Source organism: Shimazuella sp. NTD250 (assembly GCF_059510375.1).
The window spans coordinates 350,103-372,837 of sequence record NZ_JCAJZS010000004.1; the positions used below are offsets into that span (position 1 = coordinate 350,103).

Genomic DNA, 22,735 nt, shown 5'->3' on the forward strand with positions numbered 1-22,735 from the left:
CTTTTTGGTCTATTGAGGATTTTTGCCTGTGACTTGGAGATCCCAATTCGGGAACCAAACTGGAAACCAAATCGGCAGCCAGGCTGATGTCCATGGTAGATTACATGTCTGAACGCGAATTTGATCCTGCTTTAGGGTTCGCGTAGGAATCCACTTGAAGGAATAGAATCGTGCTGCCCCAAAAAGGCCAAGCATGATCCAGTAGACCAGTTGAATATAGTAGATGGATTTGTAATCCCATCCATGATGATTTGCGAACCAGACCGCATTGATAAGAAACAGACTGGCAATCAAACTACTGGTGAACTGTCCCTTGGTGTAAGAGACACCTCGAAGGGAATAGAATACACAAACCTGAATGGCCCATAAGCCATCCATGATAACGAGGATGGAGAGCATCCAATTGCTCGTCGTGATAACGTGTGCATCATTGGTAAACAGACCTACGATCCATTTTCCTGTGAAGAATTGGATTACCCACATGATCACGGAGCCTACTGCTACTACTCCAACAGCCCAATTGCAGTATCGAATGGCTTCTTTGTAATTTTTCTTTCCGAAGCACTCTCCGACTAGAGGAGATACCGCGCTGGAAAAACCCGTAATCCATGCCACATCGAGCAGCTCTTTGATTTGTTTCGCGATGCGCCCAGCTGCGTAGATATCCGTTCCATAATGAAGCATGGTCCGACCGAGATACAACGCAGAAACTTGGCTGGTAATAAAGGAACCCATGGTGGAAAGGGATTGCTTGATCAGTTTTTTTTGGAGCATCGCCTCGCGACGCCAAGAAAACCTGTCAGCAAAGATCTTTTTCTGCACCCTCCACCATGTGTAGTTCAGCTCAAAGAGATGGGTGATTACCGTCTTCCGGACGGTGCCAGTCACTCCTTGGCAAAGGGATTGCTGGAACAGCATCTTGTGGGTCATCCAGTCGTTTGACCAAGTCTTTTTGATAAAGATCGACGACATTACCGACATCCACATGAATACCAGTCCGAAGAGATTGGCGAGCACAGTTGCCAACGCCGCACCCTTTACTCCGAGATCGAGGGTGAAGATAAATACATAATCCAGTGGAAGATGGATCAGGTTCATCGTTACCCCAACGTGGAAGATAGCTTTACTATCTTTGTTGCCACGAAGGATAGAGCCCATCATTCCCAGCATGCAAGGGATGACGGAACACCCACCCAGAATCCACAAGTAGCTTACTGCTTCTGTTGTGGTCTGTGAATCTGCCCCATAGAGGAGCTGTACGAGTAACGGAGAAAAACAGATGAACAGCAAACCGCACCAGAATCCAACTCGGATAGAGAGGAGAATTCCTTGGGTTGCAACTTGTCGAATCTGATTGGATGGATTAGACAAAAGCTTTGTGTCATCCTCATCCAGCAGATTTTTGCCTCCGCGACTTTGCGAGACAAATACGGATGTGGAACCAACCAGTGGATTCAGAATCGCGTTCTGTACCAAGATCAGGATGGCACCAGCAATTCCTACAGCAGTAACTGCCACCAAGTTGATCTTTGCCACAAACCAAGCGTCGACAAAGTTGAGGCTAATCTGGGAGAGGCTTGTAAAAATACCAAACCACCCTTGCTTCCACAGTTCTCGTAGATGTTTGAAACGCATGTCATTCCTTAAGATAGAGTGAATCTTTATTAACATTATAACATTGCGAGTGAGTAAACCCATGGTAGAGGTAGTGGGATGACAGCGAGCGGCAACAAGGGATAGTTTTTGTCATCTCAGAACAAGCGATAAACATGGTAGAACAGCTGGCAGAACAACGAAGGAAAAAGGATAATTAATACAAACAATGTCCCTCTCTATATAAATAGGAGAGGGACATTGCTGCTATGAAAGACAAACTAACTGTCTACACACAGATGTCAATTCTTCGAATGGATTCTCAGCCAGTTCCACAGAACGCCAACCTACAAAACCATCTGGTCTTACTAGTACAGCACCTGTATGCGTAATTCCATACTTATCTAGAAAGAGATCAACAACCTTTGTGTCAAAATGAGACTCAGTAATGGGTATCGTTTTGATAGGAATTTGAAATTGTTTGGTAAACTGATCTGCTGCTTCTGCCCATAAGGTATTTTCTTCTGCTGTTAGGAGTACAAATTCTTTTCCGAATCAAGGATGGAGTGGTTGTTCACTTCATCCACCAAGATGTGGGGTGCTATTTTGCCATAGGCAGGCCTGCTTTTATTTTTGTGGCGAAAACACCCGTGAATTCATTCGAGGGATGAATCGCCACGGTTTTTGATTTTCTTTTTTGACAAATCCATCCATATTTTGTATATTAGGATTCACTCTCGTCTAGTAAAGAGGTGAGAAATTCATGTATTTCACCATCAAACAACAACTTAAACATCTTTCGAAAGAAGAATATTTGCTTTTGAAAGAATTGTGTCATACTGCTAAAAACCTGTACAACCAAGGTCTATACCAAGTTCGCCAGCATTATTTTCAGGAGAAAAAATATCTGAATTACCAGAAAAACTATCATCTCTTAAAAGGTAGCGATAATTATAAGCGGTTGAATAGTAACATGGCACAACAAATTCTAAAAGAAGTCGATGGGGTTTGGAAATCCTTCTTTGCACGGATCCGACATGCCAAGCAGGGAAAGTATGACTTTCAAGCCATTCAGATGCCACGATATCTACCGAAAGATGGATGTTATCCGCTAGTAGTTGGCTTCATTCGTTTAAACGGAAATCAGTTTGTGCTGCCCTTTTCTCGTTTGGATCAGAAGAAACATCCACCACTGGTGATTCGCATTCCTCCCTTGTTGGCGGACAAAAAAATCAAAGAGATTCGTATTCTTCCCAAACACCGAGCAAGGTTCTTTGAAGTGCATTACACGTATGAAGAGCAAGCAGTTCAAAGGGATACCGATAAAAACCATACACTTGCAATCGATTTGGGGATCAGCAATCTCGCGGCATGTGTCACCTCCGAGGGAAAAAGTTTTCTTATAGATGGAAAACAACTAAAGGCAATCAACCAATGGTATAACAAACGAAATGCCCGTTTGCAGCGAATCAAAGACAAACAAAAGCAGAAAATATGTTCGCAACAACAAGTTGCTCTGGTTGCCAAACGAAATCGTCGGGTGAACGATTACTTGAACAAGACCTGTCGTAAGATGATCAACTACTGTTTGAAAAATCGCATTGGGACACTGGTCATCGGATATAACGAGAGTCTGCAAAGAGGAAGCAACTTAGGCAAACGGAATAACCAAAATTTCGTGAATATCCCATTTGGACGGATCCAAAAGAAACTGGAATACTTGTGTCAGCGATATGGGATGACATTGGTGCAACAAGAAGAAAGCTACACATCCAAAGCGAGTTTTTGGGATCGAGATGAACTGCCAGTCTATCAGGAATCCGATCCGAAAACGTACACCTTTAGTGGGACACGTGTAAAACGTGGTTTGTATCGTACGTCTTCGGGCAGTTTGCTCAACGCGGATATCCATGGAGCATTGAATATCTTGCGAAAAAGTAACGTTGTAGCCCTTACGGGCTTATACGCTAGAGGCGAAGTGGACACGCCTGTACGAATAAGGATAGCCTAGCTGTCAACCTTCGTAGACGAAGCTTGCGACTTCAGTCGTGAGAGGTTCACAAATGGGAACCACCAGTTGCATCGATTGTATCTCCTGTAATCCACCGTGCGTCGTCTGAAGCGAGGAAAGAAACTATGTCCGCTATGTCAGAAGGTTGACCAACACGTCCGAGTGCGGACATGCTCTTTGCATTTGCTTGACCTTCAGGTGTATGCAGCCACGATGCATTAATATCTGTATCAACAATTCCAGGAAGCACAGCATTGACGGTAATATTACGTGAACCCAGCTTTTGAGCTAGATTTAAGTTCATCACATTGATAGCACCTTTGGTCATATTATAAGCAATAATATCAGGCATAGCGATTCGTGTTACACCAGAAGAGATATTTACAATCCGTCCGCCATCGCGTAAGTCAGATAGTAGTTGTTGAATCAAAAAAAAGGGAGCTTTCACATTTACGGCAAATAGTCGGTCGAAGTCTTGTTCACTCGTTTGTTCTAAATTTTGGGAAGTTCCTATTCCAGCGTTATTCACGAGAATATCAAATGAAGTCGTTCCGGTTATATTTTGCAGATTTTCTCTAAATGTTTGTACCAGTTGATGCACACCATCTACATTGCTTAAATCAGCTCCAACAGCAAATGCTTTTCCACCCTTGGCTTCTATTTCTTTTACTACTTCATCTGCAACCGTCTTTTTGCTGGCATAATGAACAGCAACGAAAGCACCATCATTTGCTAAGCGCAATGCTATTCCTTTCCCAATTCCTCTACTCGCTCCTGTTACCAATGCTACTTTTCCTTGTAAATGTTTCACGATTTTCACTCCTTGTTTGTCTTGTATCCTTATGGTAAAACCTACCCCTAAGGGGAGAGTCAAGAGAAAATAAAAAACTTTCTCCATCCAAGAAGAAAGTTTTTTATTGAATCGGAATGCTTAATTCTGCTTTTCTAGTTGTTCCAAATACTTCTTTGTCTCCAGAAAGATAGTGTTCACGAATAGGTTGATGAGGATCAATGACGAGATCGTTTGCTTTTATCCAATCTTTCAATTGATGCCAAGCTTCACAAGAAATTTCATAAGGATTGCATTCTAGAGTAAGAGAAACAACACGTGTATCATTTGCCAAGTTATAAACTTTTACTCGTTTGGAGTTAGGGATGGATTTCGAGATGGGAATGGCAACTTCTATTTCCGTTTGGTCATCTATTTGAAATTCATCGTACCATTGTATTATCAATTGTTGATTATCATCTTCTCCATGAGAATGAACATACTGTTTGAGTTCATCTAATAATAAGCACATATTGCTGCGCGGAGTTCTTTCCCTGATAGCCGCAACAAAGTGCGTATCTGCTTGTTTGATGATTGGGATAGACTTTGTCGCTATTTTGTTTTCTTCCTGTTGTGCATGTTGGATACGCAACTTTATTTCTTCTAACTGTTTCTGTGCCTCTAAGATGGTTGCTTCTAATTCTTGCTGTTTCTGCTTTAATGATCCTACAACCGTCTCGGCTGTAATGTCTTTTTTTAATAATAATTTGATTTCTTCTAAAGTAAATCCTTGTTCTTTCCATGCTTGAATTCTGCGGATAGTGAGAAGTTGGGAGGATGTATAAAATCGATAACCAGATGCCTCATCGATCATACTAGGTTTTAGAATATCACGCTGATCATAATAGCGAAGTGTTTTAATCGATACATCGGAAAGTTTGGAGAATGTGCCAATTTTAAACATACTTTGCTACACCTCATAATGTTAAAGATATTTAAACATCATATCACACATGCCGATTTCTATTGCTTATCCGATATTGAAAATCATTGTTTTTAGGCTTCAGGACCTCTTTGTATGAACGCAACATTTTTTGCTCTCGTTTACTTTTTATGAGCAACAAAAAAACGTTTCTCTAGACCCACATCATCATTGGCTGTTAGAATGGGATAGCATTTGTGTTGGAAGGGAGATGTTGATTTGAATCAGGAGCGATATGAGAATTTAAAAAGGAGTGAGAGAGGTGCAATCATTAGTATTATTGCCTATCTCTTTTTATCCGCTCTAAAATTATGTATTGGTTATATGGCAAATTCCGAAGCTCTTCGAGCAGATGGATTAAATAATGCTACAGATATTGTTGCTTCGATTGCAGTGTTCATTGGGCTGCGTTTTTCACAAAAGCCAGCTGATGATGATCATCCATATGGACATTGGAAAGCAGAAACAGTATCCTCTCTCATCGCTTCATTTATCATGATGTCAGTTGGGATTCAGGTTTTATATACTGGAGTTACTTCGATTGCAGGAGGGAAAGAAACAGCTCCGAGTTTAGTTGCAGCTGGAGTCGGCGCCTTTTGTGCGGGAATTATGATCTGCGTTTATCGTTATAATAAAAAGCTCGCTGCTAAGACGAACAGCCAAGCTGTAATGGCAGCAGCAAAAGACAATCTTTCTGATGCCTATGTGAGTATAGGGACGGTTGTTGGGATTATTGGGTCGCAATTTCATCTCCCATGGCTGGATACGGTGACAGCAATTATAGTTGGTATTCTTATATGTAAAACTGCTTGGGATATTTTTCGCGAAGCTACTCATTATTTGATGGATGGCTATGATGAAACGTTGATAGCGAAATACAAAGAAACCATTTTAAACGTAAATGGTGTTACATCAGTAAAAGAAATAAAGGCAAGAAATTATGGAAATAATGCTGTTGTTGATGTAGTTTTATGTGTTGGTGAAAATTTAGCAATTAAAGATGCCCATGATATTTCTACAGAAGTGGAAAACGAATTGATTCAAACCCATGACATTTATGATGTTCATATTCATGTGGAACCAAGCTAGTCACCATAGTGTAGTAAAGGGAGATAACTTTGCTAAATATGTTCCGTTACAATTGGCAGGTTAGAGAAGAGTGGTATCAATGGTGTGAAGCCGTTGAAGAAGAGGAACTACTTCGTATACGAACAGGTGGAGTAGGGGGAATCCTGCATACACTGTTCCATATTGCTGATGTGGAGTGGAGTTGGATTCAAGTCATACAAGGCAAGCCTGATTTCCAAGAAGATTTTAAACAACATCAAAGTTTGAATCTAGTTCGAGCATTAGATGCAAAATTCCGCTCTGAAGTAGAGAGTTTTGTGTTTTCATGGGAGAACAGCATGGAAAATAAGCTCTTTGAGGATAGAAAAGCAGATGGAAAAATAGTAACTTACACATGGGGTGAGGTAATGCGTCATGTTATTGCTCATGAAATCCATCATGCAGGGCAATTATCTGTCTGGGCACGAGAAATAGGACAGAAACCAGTTTCTGCTAACTTAATTGGACGTAGTCTTTTTCACTAGAAAACCTTTGATTTGCAGCCTACAAACCCAAAATAAGCCACTGTTTGGCAATGGCTTATTTTTCTTGGTGTTCTATTTTCACTTAAACGGCTCCACTATCTTTTTTAACTTCAATCAGCTCAGCCCGGATAATATATCGTTCTGGGGCACTTCCAATATAATCAAAAGGATAACAAGTCGTAAGGGTCAGTACTGGTTTTGGTATAGGGACGATAATAGTTCGATCTTCAGGGGTTGTCACCCATGTTTTGCGAATTTGATAGGTATAGATATGTCCTTGAAATTTCACATAGAGTCGATCACCTAATTTTAACTGACCTGCTCCTCGAAATACGGTATCACGATGTCCGGATAAGACTACATGACCTGTCTCCCCAGGGTTTACAGTACCATAACCGATATAATGTCCTACCCCTTTTTTTAATGATGCATCATCTGTTCCTTGAACAATTGGGAGAATTGCTCCCATGCGGGGAATGATAAGCTCTCCGATTTGCCCGCTTACTTTTAGTTTTGTATTTGTGCTGGCTATCCCTTCTGATAATGTCTTTTGTGTGTGTCGATCATCCCAGTTTGCTGCCACTTTTTTGGATGCGATCGGATCATAAACTACTCTTCGCAGCTGATCCCACCACTGGTAACCATTGAACACCATTATAAATACTCCTACGATGATAATGATCCAAGCCAGCTTCCGTATCAAAAGAAACACTCCTTTAGATGTTGAAAAACCCCGAATATTATACCTTAACTAATTAGATTTGTCAGTTTTTATAATAAAACCTTCATTGCTACATAATAGACACAATTGGTAGTGAGTTTTAGAGGATGAAAAAACTATGTTATCCGTATATTATTTATGGGTATAAAACCAAGTTACTCGGATTGTTTTCTCCATATTCGATATGTTTGACGAAAATGTGATAAGATACCTAGTAACTCTAGTTGTCATCATATTAGCATATTCTCACATGTAGATCGAAAAGTATATTTGAAGATGTGGCTGAATGGAGCGGAATTGGATGAGTATTGGCGTAAAGATCGAGGAATTACAAGCGGAATTTAATTTAGAACTAATTGGTGAAGGCGTTTCGTTAGAACGAATGATTCAAACGAGTGATTTATACCGCCCTGGCTTGGAATTGGCCGGATTTTTTACCTACTATCCAGTCGATAGGTTGCAACTTTTAGGAAAGACCGAACTGTCTTTTGTAGAAAGTTTATCAGCTGATGTCCGTGAAGAAAGAATGAAAAAGATATGTCATCCTGAAGTACCAGCAATATGTATCACACGGAATTTCCGTGCTCCTGCAGATTTGTTAGAAGCTGCAAATGAAGTAGGAGTACCAGTATTACGAACCACATTGCCCACAACCAAGTTCGCCGGAAAGGTAACCGACTATTTAGAAAATCGACTTGCACCTGTATCTACATTACATGGTGTATTAGTTGACGTGTATGGAATAGGTGTCTTGATTACAGGTGAAAGCGGTATTGGCAAGAGTGAAGCGGCTTTAGAACTAATCAAGCGCGGGCATATGCTTGTTGCAGATGATGCTGTTGAGATAACCCAAGTTACAGAAGGAGAACTATCGGGGACTGCTCCACCAATCATCAAACATTTATTAGAAATTCGCGGTTTGGGGATTATGGATGTGATGATATTATTTGGTGCTGGTGCAGTGCGTAATAAAAAGAATATCTCATTGGTAGCTCGATTAGAAACATGGCGCGAAAATTATCCATATGATCGATTGGGATTGTCAGAAGAGACGATTCGGATAATGGATACGGAGTTGCCAAAATTGACAATACCTGTTCGTCCAGGTCGAAATGTAGCTGTCTTGATTGAGGTTGCTGCAATGAATTATCGTTCTAAAATACTCGGGTATCATGCAGCAGAACAGTTTGTAACACGTTTGGAAAATTCATTAGAAGAGAAGTAATAATGTTGAAGGTGCTACAGAAACCAAATAGTACGACCAGCACGGCTGATTTTTGGTTCTAGCCAGTTGGGATAGTAAACAAATTGAATGGGGTTGTGGTAGAGACATCCTGGTGTGTGACAAGTTCCATAACCATTTTTTTCTAAAACACTTGTCTTTTGCCCACATTCCAAGCAATCATATCCTTTTGTTTCCATACTATTTATATTTGTATAGGTTTCTACATTTAACACGATAATCACCCTCCTTTTACATTTTACCCTATAGATGTTATATGAAATTTGTCTATATTGATAAATAATATTATTTTTAAGTAAGATCGGAATACTCGGGTTTTTTATCGGCTCGTTTTCTTTTATTTTGTTTTTCTTGTACAATGATTTTGTGGAGTAAAGTGTTGAAAGGATGGAATATATGCTTGTGATTGATCCTGTAGCATTTGCGCTAGGGCCATTCCAAATTCATTGGTATGGAATAATTATGGGAACAGCGGCTATGCTCGGTCTGTATCTTGCCGTTTTGGAAGGAAAAAGGCAAGGTATAGATACAGATAAGCTTTTAGATATGATGATTTGGGTGCTGCCTTCTGCTATTATCGGGGCAAGATTGTACTATGTACTATTTGAATGGGAGTATTATGCTACACATCCAGAGGATATTATTGCGGTTTGGAAAGGTGGACTTGCGATACATGGTGGATTGATAGCTGCTTTTTCGGTCGGTTATCTTTACATACGCAAACATAAACTATCTTTCTTACAGCTGGCAGATATCGTTGCCCCAAGTATTTTATTGGCTCAAGCGATTGGACGCTGGGGGAATTTTATTAACCAAGAAGCTCACGGCGGTCCAGTAAGTGCCCAATTTTTACACACCCTTCATTTGCCAAATTGGATCATACAACAAATGACAATTGGCGGAGTTACTTATCATCCGACGTTTTTGTATGAATCGCTTTGGAATTTGATTGGCTTTGGTGTTCTCTTATTTTTACGCTATGTAATGGTACCAAAACGCGGGGAGATTTTGTTCAGTTATATGATCTGGTATTCATTGGGACGCTTCTTTATTGAAGGCCTGCGAACAGACAGTTTAGCGTTTAATGGTCCTGACTGGTTAGCATCTGTACTTCATTTTTTCTGGTCTCCGATGGGGCTTCTTTTCCAGGCAGGGCAGTTGACAGGCGGGAATATACGCATAGCCCAGCTCGTAAGTATGTTAACTGTTTTTGTTGCAGTAGGAATCATCGTTTACAGACGTACCAGAAAAACAGAGGCAACAAACACCAAACAAGTAAAAGCTGTGTCAACTGAGGTGAAGACCAATAACTAGAAAGATAACTCGCACCTCGGTCAAAGGGAACAATTCCCTTTGGCAGATGTATCATACGATTTCTTTTTGGAAGGTATTGCGGAACACTCTTGTATGCTGGGGAGTCCGATATCTTCCCTTTTTTCGGTTGAAAAATAGCTTTTATCGCAGTTGTTTAGGGATGAAGATCGGAAAACATACAGCGATTGCCTTTTTTGTGATGATGGATCTGCTTTATCCAGAGAAAATAAGTATCGGAAAAAATACGATAATCGGATATAATACAACGATTTTGACCCATGAATACTTAATAAATGAATACCGTATTGGGGAAGTGATCATAGGTGATAATGTGATGATCGGAGCAAACACAACGATCCTTCCAGGGGTTGAGATCGGAGATGGGGCAATTATTGGAGCAGGTACCGTTGTGTCCAAGAATGTAGCACCTTATACTTTTGTAGCAGGAAATCCTATGAGGGTGATTAGATAGAAAAATTATGTGATAAAATAGAGAGGAGTAGCATCCGCTGCTTAGCCATCTATATGGAGGTTCTCATGGGTCGAAAGGAAGCGGCAGCCGAGGTTGTCAAGGCCCTGCGTGATGCTGACCCGCGACATCTGTCGCCAGAGGATCAAGCACGTCAGGCAAGGGTTAATGCTGGTACCGAGTCAGAGGAGACGGCCATCGCATACTATGACGATGGTCAGTCGCAAGAAAATCTGGAGCGTCTGGCCGAAAACTACGGACGAATGAAGCCATCCTGAGAACAAAGGCCCTGCTAGAGAAGATTCTAGCAGGGCCGGGGAAAATAACATTTGAAAATATAGAATAGGCGCATTCAATGGGATGCGTCTTATTCTCTTACCTGTCCATCCCCATGAATCAAATATTTATAACTGGTCAATTCTTTTAACCCCATCGGCCCTCTCGCATGTAGCTTCTGTGTGGAAATGCCAATTTCGGCTCCAAAACCAAATTCAAATCCATCGGTGAAGCGAGTGGAGGCATTGTGGTACACTGCTGCTGCATCTACGCTTGTGAGGAATTGGTTTGCAGTCTCTTTATTTTCGGTAACAATCGCTTCTGAATGATTGGTACCAAAGCGGTCGATGTGAGATATCGCATCTGTTGTATCTTTAACCACTTTGATCGCTAAAATAAGATCGAGGAATTCGGTATCAAAGTCAGCTTCTGTCGCCGCTTCGACTGCTTGATCGGAAAGTATAGCAAGTGTCTGTTCACAGCCGCGAATCGTAACGCCTTTTTCTTTTAGTATCGGCACGAGTGCAGGTAAAAAAGCAGCTGCGATTTGTTCATGCACAAGTAAAGATTCAATCGCGTTGCAGACAGAAGGACGTTGAACTTTTGCATTGACAGTAATATCTAATGCCATATGCAGATTGGCCTCTTTATCTACGTAGACATGACAGTTCCCTACACCAGTTTCGATCACTGGAACGAGGGAATGTTCCAAAACATATTGAATAAGTCCCGCACCACCACGAGGGATGATTAAGTCAACCTTTCCTTTGCTGCGAATCAATTGCTCGATGGTTTGTCTTTCGGTTTGCTGGATGATTTGAATCGCGTCTTCGGGAAGTGATGTCTCTTTCAGCCCATCTCGAAGTGCATTTACTAAGGCAATGTTGGTGTTAATCGCTTCCTTTCCGCCGCGTAATATAACGGCATTTCCGGTTTTTAGCGTCAAACCAGCTGCATCTACGGTCACATTTGGCCTTGATTCATAAATAATCCCAATAACACCAAAGGGAACACGAACTTGTTCGATCGTGAGTCCGTTTGGCCGCTCGATGGTTTGGATGGTTTGACCCACAGGGTCATCTAACTCTGCGATTTGTTCAAGGCCTGTAATCATGTCTTGTATACGAGTCTCATCTAAACGTAAACGATCCAATTTAGCTTCAGTTAAGCCCTGTTTTCTACTGGCATCTAAATCTTTTTCATTTTCATTTAAAATAGTTTCTCGTTGTTGCCAAAGTACTTGGCCGATATGGCGGATAGCCTTATTTTTTTCCTCACTACTTAGGCTGACAAGTTTACGTGATGCTGCTTTTGCTTGTGTTGTTAGCTTTTCGAGCAAAGGGGAACACTCCTTTTGGATGATAATAAGACAAGTTGATCCCGATGGATCACTTCTGGAAGAAGAGGCAGAGGCTCACCTTCATGGCGTTTGCTGATGAGCTGGTCTATATCGCGACTTGACAGATGAACAATACCTTTGCCAATAGTTTTTTCTTGGTGACAAATTTCCACTACAGAACCTTCTACAAAATCACCTGTTGTTGAAAGAATGCCTGCAAGTAATAAACTAGAATTTCCTTTTGTTAAAGCTACATATGCACCAGTATCCACGATTACACTTCCTTCCGCTCTTGTACCATAGGCAATCCATGGTTTTTTCTTTTTTAACGGAGTATCAGCAATGAAGTGTGTTCCAATTGTGTCACCAGCGATGATGTGTTGTAAAACATGAGGTCTTTTACTATTTGCAATTCGTACATTTACACCAGATTGAGTAGCAATCTGTGCGGCTTGCAGTTTGGTTTTCATTCCGCCTGTACCGACTGAACTGCCATTTCCTCCAGCAATCTGCCAAAGTTCAGGCGTGATCGCTTCGATCTGATGGAGCAGTTTGGCATTTTTGTCTATTCGGGGATTTGCAGTGTACAGACCATCGATATCCGATAACATGATATAGAGGTCGGCCGCTGCAACTAAGGAAACCAATGCGCCAAGAGTGTCGTTATCTCCAAAGCGAATTTCTTCTACTGTTACTGTGTCATTTTCATTAATAATAGGGATAATGCCGTGATGCAAAAGAGGTTCTATCGTATTGCGAATATGAATAAAACGTTTTCGATCTTCGATGTCAGACCGAGTCAGTAATAATTGAGCTACAGGAATATGATAGTGTGCAAAACTTTCTTGATACTGTTGAATTAAAACAGATTGCCCAACTGCTGCTGCCGCTTGTTTTTCAGGCATAGTCATTGTTGTTCGATTCCAACTCAAAGCTCCAACACCGGCAGCAACAGCGCCTGAAGTGACGAGGATCAATTGGAGCTTTTGTCGGTGTAGGTATACCAGTTGCGAAACCAATTGATTCACTTTAGATCGACTCAAGGAACCCAATTCATCAACCAAGCTGCTAGAACCTACTTTTACGACAATCCTTTTCAACTGGAAATCCCTCCTTTTTTGAAGTAGTTTTATAAAAATAAAAAAGCCATTCATCCCAGAGAAGGACGAATGGCTTCGTGGTACCACCTTCATTGATTTTATATGAGGACATATAAAACCCACTCTATTAGATCATATCGGTTCTCACCGACCCGCTTTTCACGAGTAGCTCTGGAGGCGGGATCTGTCTCCAGGATGATAGGATTTTCCAGCCGAGAATCCTACTCTCTAAACATCCCAATTAAGACATGCTTCACTCCATCATTGCTTGCTGAAGTATAACTGTTCCATTACGATACCGAATTTACAAGTCAGTTGTCAACTAGTTTTCGAACCAACGATTTCACTTAAGGAATGAACCCCTTTTTCTTCTAAGATCGCGAGTAATTCTGTATTGATTTTACGGGCTATTCCCGGACCTTCATAAATCATTCCCGTGTACACTTGAATCAAATCTGCTCCTGCACATATCTTTTCATATGCATCTGCTCCTGAGAATATACCGCCTACTCCAATAATTGGAGTTTTACCTTCGGTAATATGATAAATATGACGAACAAATTCTGTTGATTTCTGGGTGAGTGGTCGACCGCTTAAGCCTCCACTTTCTTGGGTAAAAGGAGAAGAATGCAAGTTTTCCCGGGAAATAGTGGTATTGGTAGCAATGATACCATCGATTCCAGACTTTATAGCCGTTTGGATGATATCCTTCATCTGCTCCAGATTGAGATCTGGTGCGATTTTTAAAAGAACAGGGCGATAAGAGCTTGTCTCTTTTAGTAACTCATCTCGTGTAGATAGTACGGAAGTGAGTAATTTTTGGAGTGCATCCACGTGTTGAAGATCACGAAGGCCTTCTGTATTGGGAGAACTGACATTAAGAACGAAGTAGTCTGCATAATCATAGAGACTCATCAGTCCGCTTCGATAATCACTGCTTGCTTGGTCATTGGGGGTATCTTTGTTTTTACCCAAGTTGATCCCGATTGGGATATTTGGTTTGGGGAGGGTTTGAAACGTGTTTTTGGCATCTTCTACCCCATGATTGTTAAAGCCCATGCGATTGATAATCGCTTCATCTTCTACCAAACGGAAGAGTCTTGGTTTTGGATTTCCAACCTGGGGCCTCGGGGTCAATGTTCCCACTTCGACAAAGCCAAACCCAAAAGCAGCTAGCCCATTATAAACATTGGCATGTTTATCAAATCCAGCCGCTAAGCCTACAGGATTAGGGAAAGATAGGCCACATACTGTACTTTCTAAACGTTTATCTATTATGGTAAATCTTTTTTGAATAAATGTGCTGATTTTAGGTGTGCTTTGCATCACTTGCAAAGCCCGAATCGTCATTGTATGAGCTTGTTCCGCATTCATCCGAAAAAGGAATTTACGAAGCGATTTATATACCATTGGTAGCGTCCTTTCTACAAAACATATCTAAAGTAGCATACCATAGAATACTGAGAAATAAGAGGATACTTTGTGTTGAAAATTGTATGTGGTCTATTTTGGATTTTCAGATAATTTATTTTTCCATCAAGAATGGAGGTTCAAGAACATTTAAGTTGCAGCTATCCTCGTACCAAAAAGGACACTCATGGTAATCGTATTTAAATAGAAAAGTATATTAATTAGCATGTCTAATTTTACACATTGTTTTGAAACAATGCAGACAAAAATGAGCATTTATTTTGATTGAAAAGAATTTTAAAATATAACTATATTCAGTGAAAGGGTGAAAACCTATGAAAAATTGGAAAAATACTGCAATTGCTTTTAGCTTAGCAACTGGACTGTTAATAACTGGTGTTGCAACCACTACGATAAATATTACTTATGCTGCTCCAAAAACAGTAGAATATCATCAACATACCCATCATCATGATTTCCACCAACAAACCATTAGAGAAATTAAGAGTAATGCAGCAGCTGGTAAAACAATAAATAGCGGACACTTCTCACTTGGTTCCAAAACGAAAGATATCGTAAGAAAATGGGGAAAACCAGATAAGGGATCAGATGCCGTTCACCTTTACTATAATAAACATCAAATCAGTTTCTTTGCTGAGAAAAATCATGTATATCAAATCAATTCTTTTGATAAAAAGTATCATGGTATTACTTACAAGGAAGTAAAACGGGAATTAGGAAAACCTGTTAGAGAAATAAGAGGCGATGATGGGGTTTATTTAACCTATAAAGCTGGAAAACATACATTACAAATTGACTTTTACTATAACAAAGCAGGGAATGCTCCTGATACAATCAAAGAAGTACACGTTTTTTAATTAGATCCATCTAAGATAGATTCATCAGCAGAAAGCAATTCTATTAATTTGGAATTGCTTTAAGAATAATATCGAATTTGTTTCCTGCGACGAAGGTGGCAATGGACGAATCAACAAAGGGCAGAAATCTTGCTATACTGGACAAGTTTATCAAAGCTCACAAAAAGGTGTAAAACCGAAAGCGGAGGTGATCATGTTCAAAGAAAGCCCTGCTTCTGCTGAGTATAATGTTGGGGAAATATATTAAGTGAAATAGGATGTTTAAAAGGATAATCCCTCTGCTCTCTGATAATGGAGAGACAGGGGTTTTTTAATTGAGAACGTTTATAGTTCCTAATAGGGGTGCAATTGTCATTCTAAGAAATGAAAGGTTTGCAGTTTAACTTTTAAACTGAAATGTTATTTAATGGGGTTTTGTGGAGATCTCCCGATCCCATACTTAAAAAATAAAAACCGCCAAATGGCAGTCAGTTGTAAACATTAAAGATAACCATGTATGAATATTCATCTCTTTGTACGACTTGGTGTATTTCTGCAAATTTGTTTTCTATTAGCTTTTTTTCCAATAATTTAGATAATACTTTATCAAAATGAACCCCACCAAATATTTCTATTTGTTGGGACTTTTTATAGTTTGTAATGTCCATCCATTCACCCCTAATCTTTTTGGCATGAATTCTCCCTTTTCATAGACAATCAAATCGGATAGAGGAGTGTTCAGATTGATTCTATCTCCTTCCTTAACTCCATTTCTGCTTTTTCTAATCCCGCTAAATCACCGTATTCCACCTTGTATATTGGAAGATCCTTATGCAAACGTAAGCTCATATCCATTTGCTGCTGTTTGGGGTACGTATTCCAAATCCATTGGACGTTTTCAATCAAGTTATCGATATGACCGGAAAAGTGTAGACCACAGTAATGATGAAGCATGGAGTTTTTCTTCGCTTCTTTCGATTTTACAAAACGAAGTAGAAGATAAAATGCGACTGCTTTTGGAGGGAAGCCAAGGGTAAGTCCTAACAAGTGATGAAATTCAGGGGAGTTTGACCGATAAATGTTTTTTGATTGTTCCAAAAATTTTTCTCGTAATGCTTCAGTTTGGAAAAACAAACGATATCCCTCATTATCTCCACGAAATTTGTTCATTTCAAGAGATGGGTAGGATTGATAATGATTATACAGGAGGTCTTCGTTCCATGCATAAATGGCAGGTTTTATTCCCAATAAAAAGCCTTCTTCAAAAGTTAGACCAAAATCAGGATAATCAGTCAATGTGATGTTCCTTTCTTGGAAAACTATTGCCCTTTCTCTTTTCCCCTGCCTCTCTACTACTAATCCTATAAAATTCAAGCAAAAGAATAAAAGTCTTTCAGATATGGTTACAAATAATGATTTATTAAAAATATGCCATTCCAGCACATAAGAGTCAAATTTGGAAAATAAGTACATAGGATGAAATACCCTCTAGTTCTACTATAAATGGTTCCCCTGCGCTGAAGCAGCACAGGGGAGGCCCACATCCGGTATGCAGTTATGAAGGAGTCACGCAGCAGCCGAATCCGTCAGGCAATGCATGATCTTGGCCCACTGCTTGTTGACTCGATCGAGGTGCCTCTTCGCCTTACCGAGATGACGGTCGTCGATCCACCGTCCCGTCGTGGTCTCCTCGGTCAAGTCAGACCAGAGGTTGAACTGACCCACACCTTCACACTCGAGGGTGATTCCGTAGTACCAGACTCCATCTTCGACGCGGGTCAGCAGGATCTCGGTTCCATCTTCCTTGCACAGGATACCGCGGAACTGGGGCCTAGACTGGGTCTCCAGCACCAGTACCGTGATTCGACCGACACCCTTGCGCTCCCAGACACTATCTTCCCTCTCGATGTACGGAGTCCAAGTGGTGGGGAGGGGGATCACGTCGATCTTCCCAGACTTGCAGTACGAGGGGGTCAGGCCATGAATCCCTTGAATCACGCCGGGATTTTCCATCGAGTACAACTGGGACTCCAGGCGGTTTGCGGCTGCGAACTTCCCGTACTCGTACTCGTCATCCTCCCCGTCTTTCGGAGTACGCACTTGCACCGCTTCCGAATACGTCCTGGTGTCCAGCGGTCGCTCGGTCCCGTCTTCCCACCAGGCCTCGCTCAGCGTGAGTCGGTCGCCGATGATGCTGAACTCGCCGCTGTAGAGAGGAAAGCCGTCATTCGGCATGCCCCTCACTTCGTCACCGTCGAAGACACGGTAGAAGCTCCAGTACTTGTGCTCCGACGATCCGGGAACGTAGACCTGGTTGCTGAGGGGATTGGAGAGGTACTCCGCGAACTCCTCGTCATCCATATTCGCTGGGTTGACCAGATGGCGGGTGGTCGCCTGAGTTGCCTCCCAGTAATTCCAAGTGCTCACCAGCAGAGGGGTAAACACGACCCCGTCTTCGACCTCGACTCGCTCATACACCCCGCCGTTGTGGGGGTTGACGATGAGGACATCCTCACCGTTCTCGTCGCTGAGGAAGATGCGGAAGCCCTTGAGAGACATCGACTGCATGGTTTGCCTTCACTTTCGCTTGGATGTGGACTTTTGCTTGCTTACCCTTATTGTAAATCAATATTTTATTTGTGAACATAGAATATGAAGAAGAGGACACGATATTTTTCCTAACTAATAATAATTGCCTAAACAGATGGAAGTGGGAATTCGTTGTTCTTTTTTTGTTATATTTCTTTAGTTCTTTTCTATCGTTTTCTTTGTGTTAGAAATATCTTTCTTGGTCAACAAAATGTCTGATATAATACATACTAGTTCCAATCGTATGCAGGAGGATGTCCTACACAGGACATTCGGAAAGGTATGGAATGAGTGATCTGTTCCATGACGAGGTTGCCTTTGCGAGAATGGCAGGATGCCTTGGCGCGGACGTCGTTCTACTAGCTTTTCTTTCACCCAAGAGTTTGGCCTCGGGACATGGCTCGGTTACCCATGTGACGAAGCTGTTTCACATGGAAAAAACCCTGCCGAGCAGCTGGTCGAATCTGCCTGAGGGAACGCTGTTCTTCGAAGACGATTACGAATTCGGGGAATGGCCGAAGGTCGAGAACCGGATGGCCGAAGGCTGGAGTGGACCCACCGTCAAGCTGACCGACCTGACAGAGGGGCAAGTTGCTTGGGTGCAAATTGACTCCCAGCTCTGGGTCTTCCAGAAGGCGGGGGACTTCTTCCACTGGTACCACTTGCTCAAGTAGCAGTAACCCATAGGAGGAAAAGGGCACACCCTCCCGCGTAAACACGCCCCCATACAGGAATCATCCTTGTCAAGGATCGATACTTGTGTGGGGGCGGCGCATTTCAAGTCAAAGTTATAGAAAGAAGTTAGAAAGAATTAGTCATTAGAATGATTTCGGTGATTTACAGGAATGGCGAAAATATCATAGCTCACGCCTTTTACCTGAACCGTATGATCATCATTTTGTGTTTTACAAGCATGTAGCAGTTCAATGGTAACAGAGCCATTTTCTGTTTCTAATGTCACATAGGTTATATTGGTTGTCTTCATCATCGGTTGATCTCCCCTTCACACCTATCAGCCAGCAGTTGTTCGATATACTGTTCGATCTGATGGATTTTCTCAAGATCAAAAGTCGCGATATCACAAATCATCGAAGTATGAAGCTTTCTTACGTCACGGATGTCACTTGAGTGGATAAACGTACATAATTCCTCTATTTGCTGAGCAGTGAGCTGGATAGGCTCTCTACTTTGGGTGGCGATCGGCTCTCCATTTTGATAGAGGAAGTAGATTGCCTCGATCAGTGCAAGACGAGAAGTCGCTAAGCGTAAATGATCCATACGGATAACATAATCCTCTTGCTCACAACAATAGACCAAGTATCTAGCCAACTCTTTCCCGATCTGTTTCATGTGTGCCAGTGTCATTTATACCCCTCCCAGCGAAGATAAACTCGACTTGATCTCTTTCAGGGGAAAATATATATTTAGCAGATTCATAAAAAAGTGTAGCGGTCATCCATGCGAATATAATGAATGAAATCTCGAACTACTTTACTATCTCCTTCGATTTTTAGTCGTAAATCCATATCTATCTCCTCTTCCTGCTGGTAAATCTATCTTTATTTGGCTTTATTTTAATCGGGTAAGTCTATTTTTACTAATCCGAAATATCAGAACAATATACTGTTGACTTCCTAATTTTCGGAATGTTATACCTATAATTAGGAAAATAAACAGTAGATGGGGATGTATCTACCGTAGGAGAGATGAAAGTTGCTTGATCTTGTTCAAATTGGCGGCATTTTACGTGCAGAACGGAAAAAACTTAAAAAAAGTATTGAAAAGTTGTCCGAGGAAATTGCCCTTGGTGGTACGACGATTAGCTTGATTGAGCGTGGAATGCCAACAGTTAGCTTGGAGAAGTATCAGTACTATGCCGAGAAGTTAGGCAAAGGAATATTATTTGGGATGGCAAGTGAAGCGGATAAGAAAATTATTGCTTTGAAAGAGAAGTTGCAAGATATCGAGGAAATTTTGGTTCCGAATCCTAAAAAAGCTTTTGAGGACTTAAAGAAATTAAATCAAGAAGAACAAATCGAGAGTATTCCAATATTACAGCCATTTGTTTCATTTTTAAAGGCGAAGTATTACTATGCTAACAAAGACTGGAAAATGGCACAAGATTGCTATTTGCAATCAATTCAAATCTCTGAAATGCAACCGGAATTAGCAGTTGATAACCTAATACCAAGGTGTTATTTGAATTTGGGCATTGTTTATTATCAACAAGACCAGTTTCATCAAGCTTTGAATTCAACAGTCAAAGGATTGGATTTTTACCATGATCAAGAAGACCAAAATTTTCATTTTGGGTTACTTTTGCTTAACAAAAGTATTTATTTAGAACGATTAAACTTACTAGAAAAATCTCTGCTTTGCATCGAAGAATTGGAAAAACATATTAGAGCGAGTCTTTCACTTGAACAGGAATTCCGTACTTCGGTAATTATTCGTATGTATATCATGTATGCAAGTGTTCTAAATAAACTTCATATGAATGAACGCGCACTCGAGTATGCTAAAAAAGGGGTACGATTAGCAAAGACGAATAATGACTTTGAGTATTTATTTAGACTGTGGGCACAAATGAGCATTATTTATGAGAGTTTAAATGATATTCCAAATGCAGAAAGGTATTTTCTAAAAGCAATGGATTTAGAAAATACCCTCCAAGGGAAAGAAGAACTTTTTCCATTTGCGTATGTCCACTTTGCCAAGCTACTCATAGGAAAACACCAATGGAAAAAAGCAAAACAACTTGTCGAGCGCTCAATACAAATCTGTCGAAAGATTAGAGATAATTGGATACTAGCACAATCTTTGTTAGTCTTAGGGGAGTGGTATATTCAACAGAGTCACCATAATCAAGCTGTTTCCCTTTGTATTGAAGCAGAACAAATATCAAGGGAATATATGTTTGAAGAGTTAACGAACAAAAGTATGTCAAGCTTATGTACTTGCTATGATGCTTTACAAGATAATACGAACTTCTTAAAATATGCAACAAAGTTATATCGTTCAGAGAGAGGAGTTAGCTAATTATGTATGGTGGTGGGGCTGCTGATCCTGCGGGAGACCATTGGCATACCATTTTATCCAATAGTCAGAAATATAAGGATAGAAAGTAGTTTATGGTATCCGATGTAATTTTATAATGGAAAAACCCTGCACTCATTTGGTATAGAGCAGGGTTTTTGATCTACTACCAAAACCATCAATTTCCCTTTACCTTAATGTTCTCCTATAGTAGTATGAAACAGACGTAATTGATGAAATATTAGATATATTCCATTTGCACCATCATCCATAATAAAAATCACCTACTTATAAGTAAAAGAGGTGAAGGATGATGAATGATTTTGTAAGTTTGTTCTGGGGCAGTAATGATGATCAAAAAGAAGATGAAAAAGCAGAGAAAAAATCATTTACGCAAGTCTGTCCGAAATGTGCGACAAGGGGACGGTTCTCATGTCGCATTCCAATCTGATAATAACCTGAAAATTTTGAAATTAAATAGTTTTACTTAAACATGTATGGAATAAGATAGATTAATTATCTCATTCTTTTTCTTTTGATATGGTTTTACCATTTTATGAATCATTATTTGATTTCCATAAGAGGGATATGCGACGCAAGAACCGTCCCCTTGTCGCAACACAAATTGTTGTTCATTATCGGGATTTTGATGAATTACAGTATGGAGTAGAGCAGTGTGCCCAGTTTCTTCATTTCAAGCCAGTGTATACATAATAGAGTTCGTTTTGCTAGAACAAGGAAATCATGGGACAAATTGTACAAATCAAAAGAGTCATCCAATAGGTGACTCTCATCTATATGTTGTCCTTATATATCGGGAGCCTGGACATAGACTAACGCTTGTCCAGACTCAACAGAAATGGGAGGGAAATGATGTGTAAGACGCCCGCTGGTGGTCAGCGAACCAGCCATGCCCTCAGCGCAAGGGGAGTACCAGGCTGCATTTTCTTCGTAACCGCTGCGCGCTCTCCGGTAACAGCAGCATTTTCCGAGGCAATAGCAGCCTTTTCCGCGGCGATGTCCTCGAAGAAAACGTCCCACTCCGAGGCGATAGCAGCCTTTTCCGAGGCAATAGCAGCCTTTTCCGAGGCGATGTCCTCGAAGAAAACGTCCCACTCCGAGGCAATAGCAGCCTTTTCCGCTGCAATTTTGGGGTCGAACACGATTATCTCAACCTCCAGAAAATATTTCGGTTTATTTGATTATACTATTCTGACAAAGGAATGAATAGTATAATTTTGATGTCTTCTATCTATCAGCGACTTCAGACTTATTTCGAACTAAGATAAGAGAGGTTCACCATTTCCTTTGATTTATTGAAGATATAATGATAATAGCTGGCTCGCCTCCCCTCTATTGCGAGGGGAGGCGAGGTGATGTCCTTATGAATCACCTTCGGTAACGCCAGCTTCCAATTCGGATGCCCTTACGGCG

25 protein-coding genes, 1 pseudogene and 1 other annotated feature are annotated in these 22,735 nt (G+C 40.9%); of the genes and pseudogenes, 11 read left to right on the forward strand and 15 right to left on the reverse strand.

Translation table 11 applies throughout. The annotated features are described in order from the left end of the window. Positions 1 to 9: 9 nt before the first annotated feature. Both AC5WOF_RS12640 and AC5WOF_RS12645 read right to left on the reverse strand, forming a co-directional pair. Positions 10 to 1,635 (reverse strand): MATE family efflux transporter, encoded by a 1,626-nt coding sequence (locus tag AC5WOF_RS12640; RefSeq protein ID WP_496050317.1) that lies wholly within the window; start codon positions 1,633 to 1,635, stop codon positions 10 to 12. A 225-nt stretch (positions 1,636 to 1,860) separates the two neighbouring features. After that, a pseudogene (locus AC5WOF_RS12645) lies at positions 1,861 to 2,127 on the reverse strand (aromatic-ring hydroxylase C-terminal domain-containing protein); the annotation flags it as partial. A gap of 229 nt (positions 2,128 to 2,356) precedes the next feature. Here AC5WOF_RS12645 and AC5WOF_RS12650 point away from each other — a divergent pair. Beyond that, complete coding sequence (locus AC5WOF_RS12650; RefSeq protein ID WP_496050318.1) at positions 2,357 to 3,604, forward strand: RNA-guided endonuclease InsQ/TnpB family protein; 1,248 nt, start codon at positions 2,357 to 2,359, stop codon at positions 3,602 to 3,604. A gap of 46 nt (positions 3,605 to 3,650) precedes the next feature. Here AC5WOF_RS12650 and AC5WOF_RS12655 read toward each other — a convergent pair whose 3' ends face one another. Both AC5WOF_RS12655 and AC5WOF_RS12660 read right to left on the reverse strand, forming a co-directional pair. Continuing rightward, positions 3,651 to 4,415 (reverse strand): SDR family oxidoreductase, encoded by a 765-nt coding sequence (locus tag AC5WOF_RS12655; protein ID WP_496050319.1) that lies wholly within the window; start codon positions 4,413 to 4,415, stop codon positions 3,651 to 3,653. 103 nt (positions 4,416 to 4,518) lie between these two features. Beyond that, positions 4,519 to 5,337: a MerR family transcriptional regulator gene (locus tag AC5WOF_RS12660; RefSeq protein WP_496050320.1), complete on the reverse strand. Its 819-nt coding sequence runs from the start codon at positions 5,335 to 5,337 to the stop codon at positions 4,519 to 4,521. A gap of 237 nt (positions 5,338 to 5,574) precedes the next feature. Between AC5WOF_RS12660 and AC5WOF_RS12665 the strand changes: the two genes are divergently transcribed. Together AC5WOF_RS12665 and AC5WOF_RS12670 are read left to right on the forward strand one after the other, a co-directional pair. After that, positions 5,575 to 6,444, forward strand: a complete 870-nt coding sequence (locus AC5WOF_RS12665; protein ID WP_496050321.1) for a cation diffusion facilitator family transporter — start codon at positions 5,575 to 5,577, stop codon at positions 6,442 to 6,444. Between the two features lie 29 nt (positions 6,445 to 6,473). After that, on the forward strand, positions 6,474 to 6,947 hold the full coding sequence (locus AC5WOF_RS12670) for a DinB family protein (RefSeq protein ID WP_496050322.1): 474 nt from the start codon (positions 6,474 to 6,476) through the stop codon (positions 6,945 to 6,947). Between the two features lie 82 nt (positions 6,948 to 7,029). Here the strand turns inward: AC5WOF_RS12670 and srtD are convergent, their stop codons facing one another. Continuing rightward, entirely contained in the window at positions 7,030 to 7,650 is a 621-nt protein-coding gene (gene srtD / locus AC5WOF_RS12675) for a class D sortase, LPxTATN-specific (RefSeq protein WP_496050323.1), read from the reverse strand. 319 nt (positions 7,651 to 7,969) lie between these two features. Between srtD and hprK the strand changes: the two genes are divergently transcribed. Then, positions 7,970 to 8,893: an HPr(Ser) kinase/phosphatase gene (gene hprK, locus AC5WOF_RS12680; RefSeq protein WP_496050324.1), complete on the forward strand. Its 924-nt coding sequence runs from the start codon at positions 7,970 to 7,972 to the stop codon at positions 8,891 to 8,893. A 14-nt stretch (positions 8,894 to 8,907) separates the two neighbouring features. Here the strand turns inward: hprK and AC5WOF_RS12685 are convergent, their stop codons facing one another. Further along, the gene (locus AC5WOF_RS12685; RefSeq protein WP_496050325.1) at positions 8,908 to 9,126 is read right to left on the reverse strand and encodes a hypothetical protein; all 219 of its coding nucleotides are present in this window, start codon (positions 9,124 to 9,126) and stop codon (positions 8,908 to 8,910) included. A gap of 181 nt (positions 9,127 to 9,307) precedes the next feature. Here AC5WOF_RS12685 and lgt point away from each other — a divergent pair, with 181 nt between their 5' ends. From lgt to AC5WOF_RS12700, 3 genes are all read left to right on the forward strand, one after another. After that, positions 9,308 to 10,225, forward strand: a complete 918-nt coding sequence (gene lgt, locus AC5WOF_RS12690; RefSeq protein ID WP_496050326.1) for a prolipoprotein diacylglyceryl transferase — start codon at positions 9,308 to 9,310, stop codon at positions 10,223 to 10,225. 46 nt (positions 10,226 to 10,271) lie between these two features. Further along, the gene (locus AC5WOF_RS12695) at positions 10,272 to 10,697 is read left to right on the forward strand and encodes an acyltransferase (protein WP_496050327.1); all 426 of its coding nucleotides are present in this window, start codon (positions 10,272 to 10,274) and stop codon (positions 10,695 to 10,697) included. A gap of 65 nt (positions 10,698 to 10,762) precedes the next feature. Continuing rightward, positions 10,763 to 10,972: a hypothetical protein gene (locus AC5WOF_RS12700; protein ID WP_496050328.1), complete on the forward strand. Its 210-nt coding sequence runs from the start codon at positions 10,763 to 10,765 to the stop codon at positions 10,970 to 10,972. 89 nt (positions 10,973 to 11,061) lie between these two features. Here AC5WOF_RS12700 and AC5WOF_RS12705 read toward each other — a convergent pair whose 3' ends face one another. From AC5WOF_RS12705 to AC5WOF_RS12715, 3 genes are all read right to left on the reverse strand, one after another. After that, positions 11,062 to 12,309 (reverse strand): glutamate-5-semialdehyde dehydrogenase, encoded by a 1,248-nt coding sequence (locus tag AC5WOF_RS12705; protein WP_496050329.1) that lies wholly within the window; start codon positions 12,307 to 12,309, stop codon positions 11,062 to 11,064. Further along, positions 12,294 to 13,409, reverse strand: coding sequence for a glutamate 5-kinase (gene proB / locus AC5WOF_RS12710; RefSeq protein ID WP_496050330.1), 1,116 nt, complete (start codon positions 13,407 to 13,409; stop codon positions 12,294 to 12,296). The genes AC5WOF_RS12705 and proB overlap by 16 nt, the downstream gene beginning before the upstream one ends. A 58-nt stretch (positions 13,410 to 13,467) precedes the next feature. Then, positions 13,468 to 13,683: a binding site (T-box leader), on the reverse strand. Positions 13,684 to 13,727: 44 nt separating this feature from the next. Further along, on the reverse strand, positions 13,728 to 14,819 hold the full coding sequence (locus AC5WOF_RS12715) for a quinone-dependent dihydroorotate dehydrogenase (protein WP_496050331.1): 1,092 nt from the start codon (positions 14,817 to 14,819) through the stop codon (positions 13,728 to 13,730). A gap of 335 nt (positions 14,820 to 15,154) precedes the next feature. Here AC5WOF_RS12715 and AC5WOF_RS12720 point away from each other — a divergent pair, with 335 nt between their 5' ends. Then, positions 15,155 to 15,697: a DUF4309 domain-containing protein gene (locus tag AC5WOF_RS12720; protein ID WP_496050332.1), complete on the forward strand. Its 543-nt coding sequence runs from the start codon at positions 15,155 to 15,157 to the stop codon at positions 15,695 to 15,697. Between the two features lie 467 nt (positions 15,698 to 16,164). On the opposite strand, the gene AC5WOF_RS12725 is transcribed toward AC5WOF_RS12720, so the two are convergent. The 3 genes from AC5WOF_RS12725 to AC5WOF_RS12735 form a co-directional block, all read right to left on the reverse strand. After that, on the reverse strand, positions 16,165 to 16,344 hold the full coding sequence (locus AC5WOF_RS12725; protein WP_496050333.1) for a hypothetical protein: 180 nt from the start codon (positions 16,342 to 16,344) through the stop codon (positions 16,165 to 16,167). Between the two features lie 70 nt (positions 16,345 to 16,414). Next, positions 16,415 to 16,972, reverse strand: coding sequence for a hypothetical protein (locus AC5WOF_RS12730; protein ID WP_496050334.1), 558 nt, complete (start codon positions 16,970 to 16,972; stop codon positions 16,415 to 16,417). Positions 16,973 to 17,242: 270 nt separating this feature from the next. Further along, positions 17,243 to 18,244 carry a hypothetical protein gene (locus AC5WOF_RS12735; RefSeq protein ID WP_496050335.1) on the reverse strand — a complete coding sequence of 334 codons (1,002 nt, stop codon included), beginning with the start codon at positions 18,242 to 18,244 and terminating at the stop codon, positions 17,243 to 17,245. Between the two features lie 275 nt (positions 18,245 to 18,519). Between AC5WOF_RS12735 and AC5WOF_RS12740 the strand changes: the two genes are divergently transcribed. After that, entirely contained in the window at positions 18,520 to 18,939 is a 420-nt protein-coding gene (locus AC5WOF_RS12740; protein WP_496050336.1) for a hypothetical protein, read from the forward strand. Positions 18,940 to 19,076: 137 nt separating this feature from the next. Here AC5WOF_RS12740 and AC5WOF_RS12745 read toward each other — a convergent pair whose 3' ends face one another. After that, positions 19,077 to 19,253 (reverse strand): hypothetical protein, encoded by a 177-nt coding sequence (locus tag AC5WOF_RS12745; protein ID WP_496050337.1) that lies wholly within the window; start codon positions 19,251 to 19,253, stop codon positions 19,077 to 19,079. Then, on the reverse strand, positions 19,250 to 19,630 hold the full coding sequence (locus AC5WOF_RS12750) for a hypothetical protein (RefSeq protein WP_496050338.1): 381 nt from the start codon (positions 19,628 to 19,630) through the stop codon (positions 19,250 to 19,252). Before AC5WOF_RS12750 ends, AC5WOF_RS12745 begins: the two co-directional genes overlap by 4 nt. A gap of 348 nt (positions 19,631 to 19,978) precedes the next feature. Between AC5WOF_RS12750 and AC5WOF_RS12755 the strand changes: the two genes are divergently transcribed. Both AC5WOF_RS12755 and AC5WOF_RS12760 read left to right on the forward strand, forming a co-directional pair. Continuing rightward, positions 19,979 to 21,304, forward strand: a complete 1,326-nt coding sequence (locus tag AC5WOF_RS12755) for a helix-turn-helix domain-containing protein (protein WP_496050339.1) — start codon at positions 19,979 to 19,981, stop codon at positions 21,302 to 21,304. Between the two features lie 585 nt (positions 21,305 to 21,889). Further along, positions 21,890 to 22,015 carry a hypothetical protein gene (locus tag AC5WOF_RS12760; RefSeq protein ID WP_496050340.1) on the forward strand — a complete coding sequence of 42 codons (126 nt, stop codon included), beginning with the start codon at positions 21,890 to 21,892 and terminating at the stop codon, positions 22,013 to 22,015. Positions 22,016 to 22,197: 182 nt separating this feature from the next. Here AC5WOF_RS12760 and AC5WOF_RS12765 read toward each other — a convergent pair whose 3' ends face one another. Further along, positions 22,198 to 22,464: a hypothetical protein gene (locus AC5WOF_RS12765; RefSeq protein ID WP_496050341.1), complete on the reverse strand. Its 267-nt coding sequence runs from the start codon at positions 22,462 to 22,464 to the stop codon at positions 22,198 to 22,200. Positions 22,465 to 22,735 lie beyond the last annotated feature (271 nt).

What these genes read in the sequence shown, in the direction of transcription:
- AC5WOF_RS12640 (WP_496050317.1), bottom strand. Translation starts at nt 1,635, where the DNA reads ATGCGTTTCAAACATCTACGAGAACTGTGGAAGCAAGGGTGGTTTGGT.
- AC5WOF_RS12650 (WP_496050318.1), top strand. Translation starts at nt 2,357, where the DNA reads ATGTATTTCACCATCAAACAACAACTTAAACATCTTTCGAAAGAAGAA.
- AC5WOF_RS12660 (WP_496050320.1), bottom strand. Translation starts at nt 5,337, where the DNA reads ATGTTTAAAATTGGCACATTCTCCAAACTTTCCGATGTATCGATTAAA.
- hprK (WP_496050324.1), top strand. Translation starts at nt 7,970, where the DNA reads ATGAGTATTGGCGTAAAGATCGAGGAATTACAAGCGGAATTTAATTTA.
- lgt (WP_496050326.1), top strand. Translation starts at nt 9,308, where the DNA reads ATGCTTGTGATTGATCCTGTAGCATTTGCGCTAGGGCCATTCCAAATT.
- AC5WOF_RS12695 (WP_496050327.1), top strand. Translation starts at nt 10,272, where the DNA reads ATGTATCATACGATTTCTTTTTGGAAGGTATTGCGGAACACTCTTGTA.
- AC5WOF_RS12700 (WP_496050328.1), top strand. Translation starts at nt 10,763, where the DNA reads ATGGGTCGAAAGGAAGCGGCAGCCGAGGTTGTCAAGGCCCTGCGTGAT.
- AC5WOF_RS12715 (WP_496050331.1), bottom strand. Translation starts at nt 14,819, where the DNA reads ATGGTATATAAATCGCTTCGTAAATTCCTTTTTCGGATGAATGCGGAA.
- AC5WOF_RS12720 (WP_496050332.1), top strand. Translation starts at nt 15,155, where the DNA reads ATGAAAAATTGGAAAAATACTGCAATTGCTTTTAGCTTAGCAACTGGA.
- AC5WOF_RS12725 (WP_496050333.1), bottom strand. Translation starts at nt 16,344, where the DNA reads ATGGACATTACAAACTATAAAAAGTCCCAACAAATAGAAATATTTGGT.
- AC5WOF_RS12735 (WP_496050335.1), bottom strand. Translation starts at nt 18,244, where the DNA reads ATGCAGTCGATGTCTCTCAAGGGCTTCCGCATCTTCCTCAGCGACGAG.
- AC5WOF_RS12740 (WP_496050336.1), top strand. Translation starts at nt 18,520, where the DNA reads ATGTCCTACACAGGACATTCGGAAAGGTATGGAATGAGTGATCTGTTC.
- AC5WOF_RS12745 (WP_496050337.1), bottom strand. Translation starts at nt 19,253, where the DNA reads ATGATGAAGACAACCAATATAACCTATGTGACATTAGAAACAGAAAAT.
- AC5WOF_RS12750 (WP_496050338.1), bottom strand. Translation starts at nt 19,630, where the DNA reads ATGACACTGGCACACATGAAACAGATCGGGAAAGAGTTGGCTAGATAC.
- AC5WOF_RS12760 (WP_496050340.1), top strand. Translation starts at nt 21,890, where the DNA reads ATGCGACGCAAGAACCGTCCCCTTGTCGCAACACAAATTGTTGTTCAT.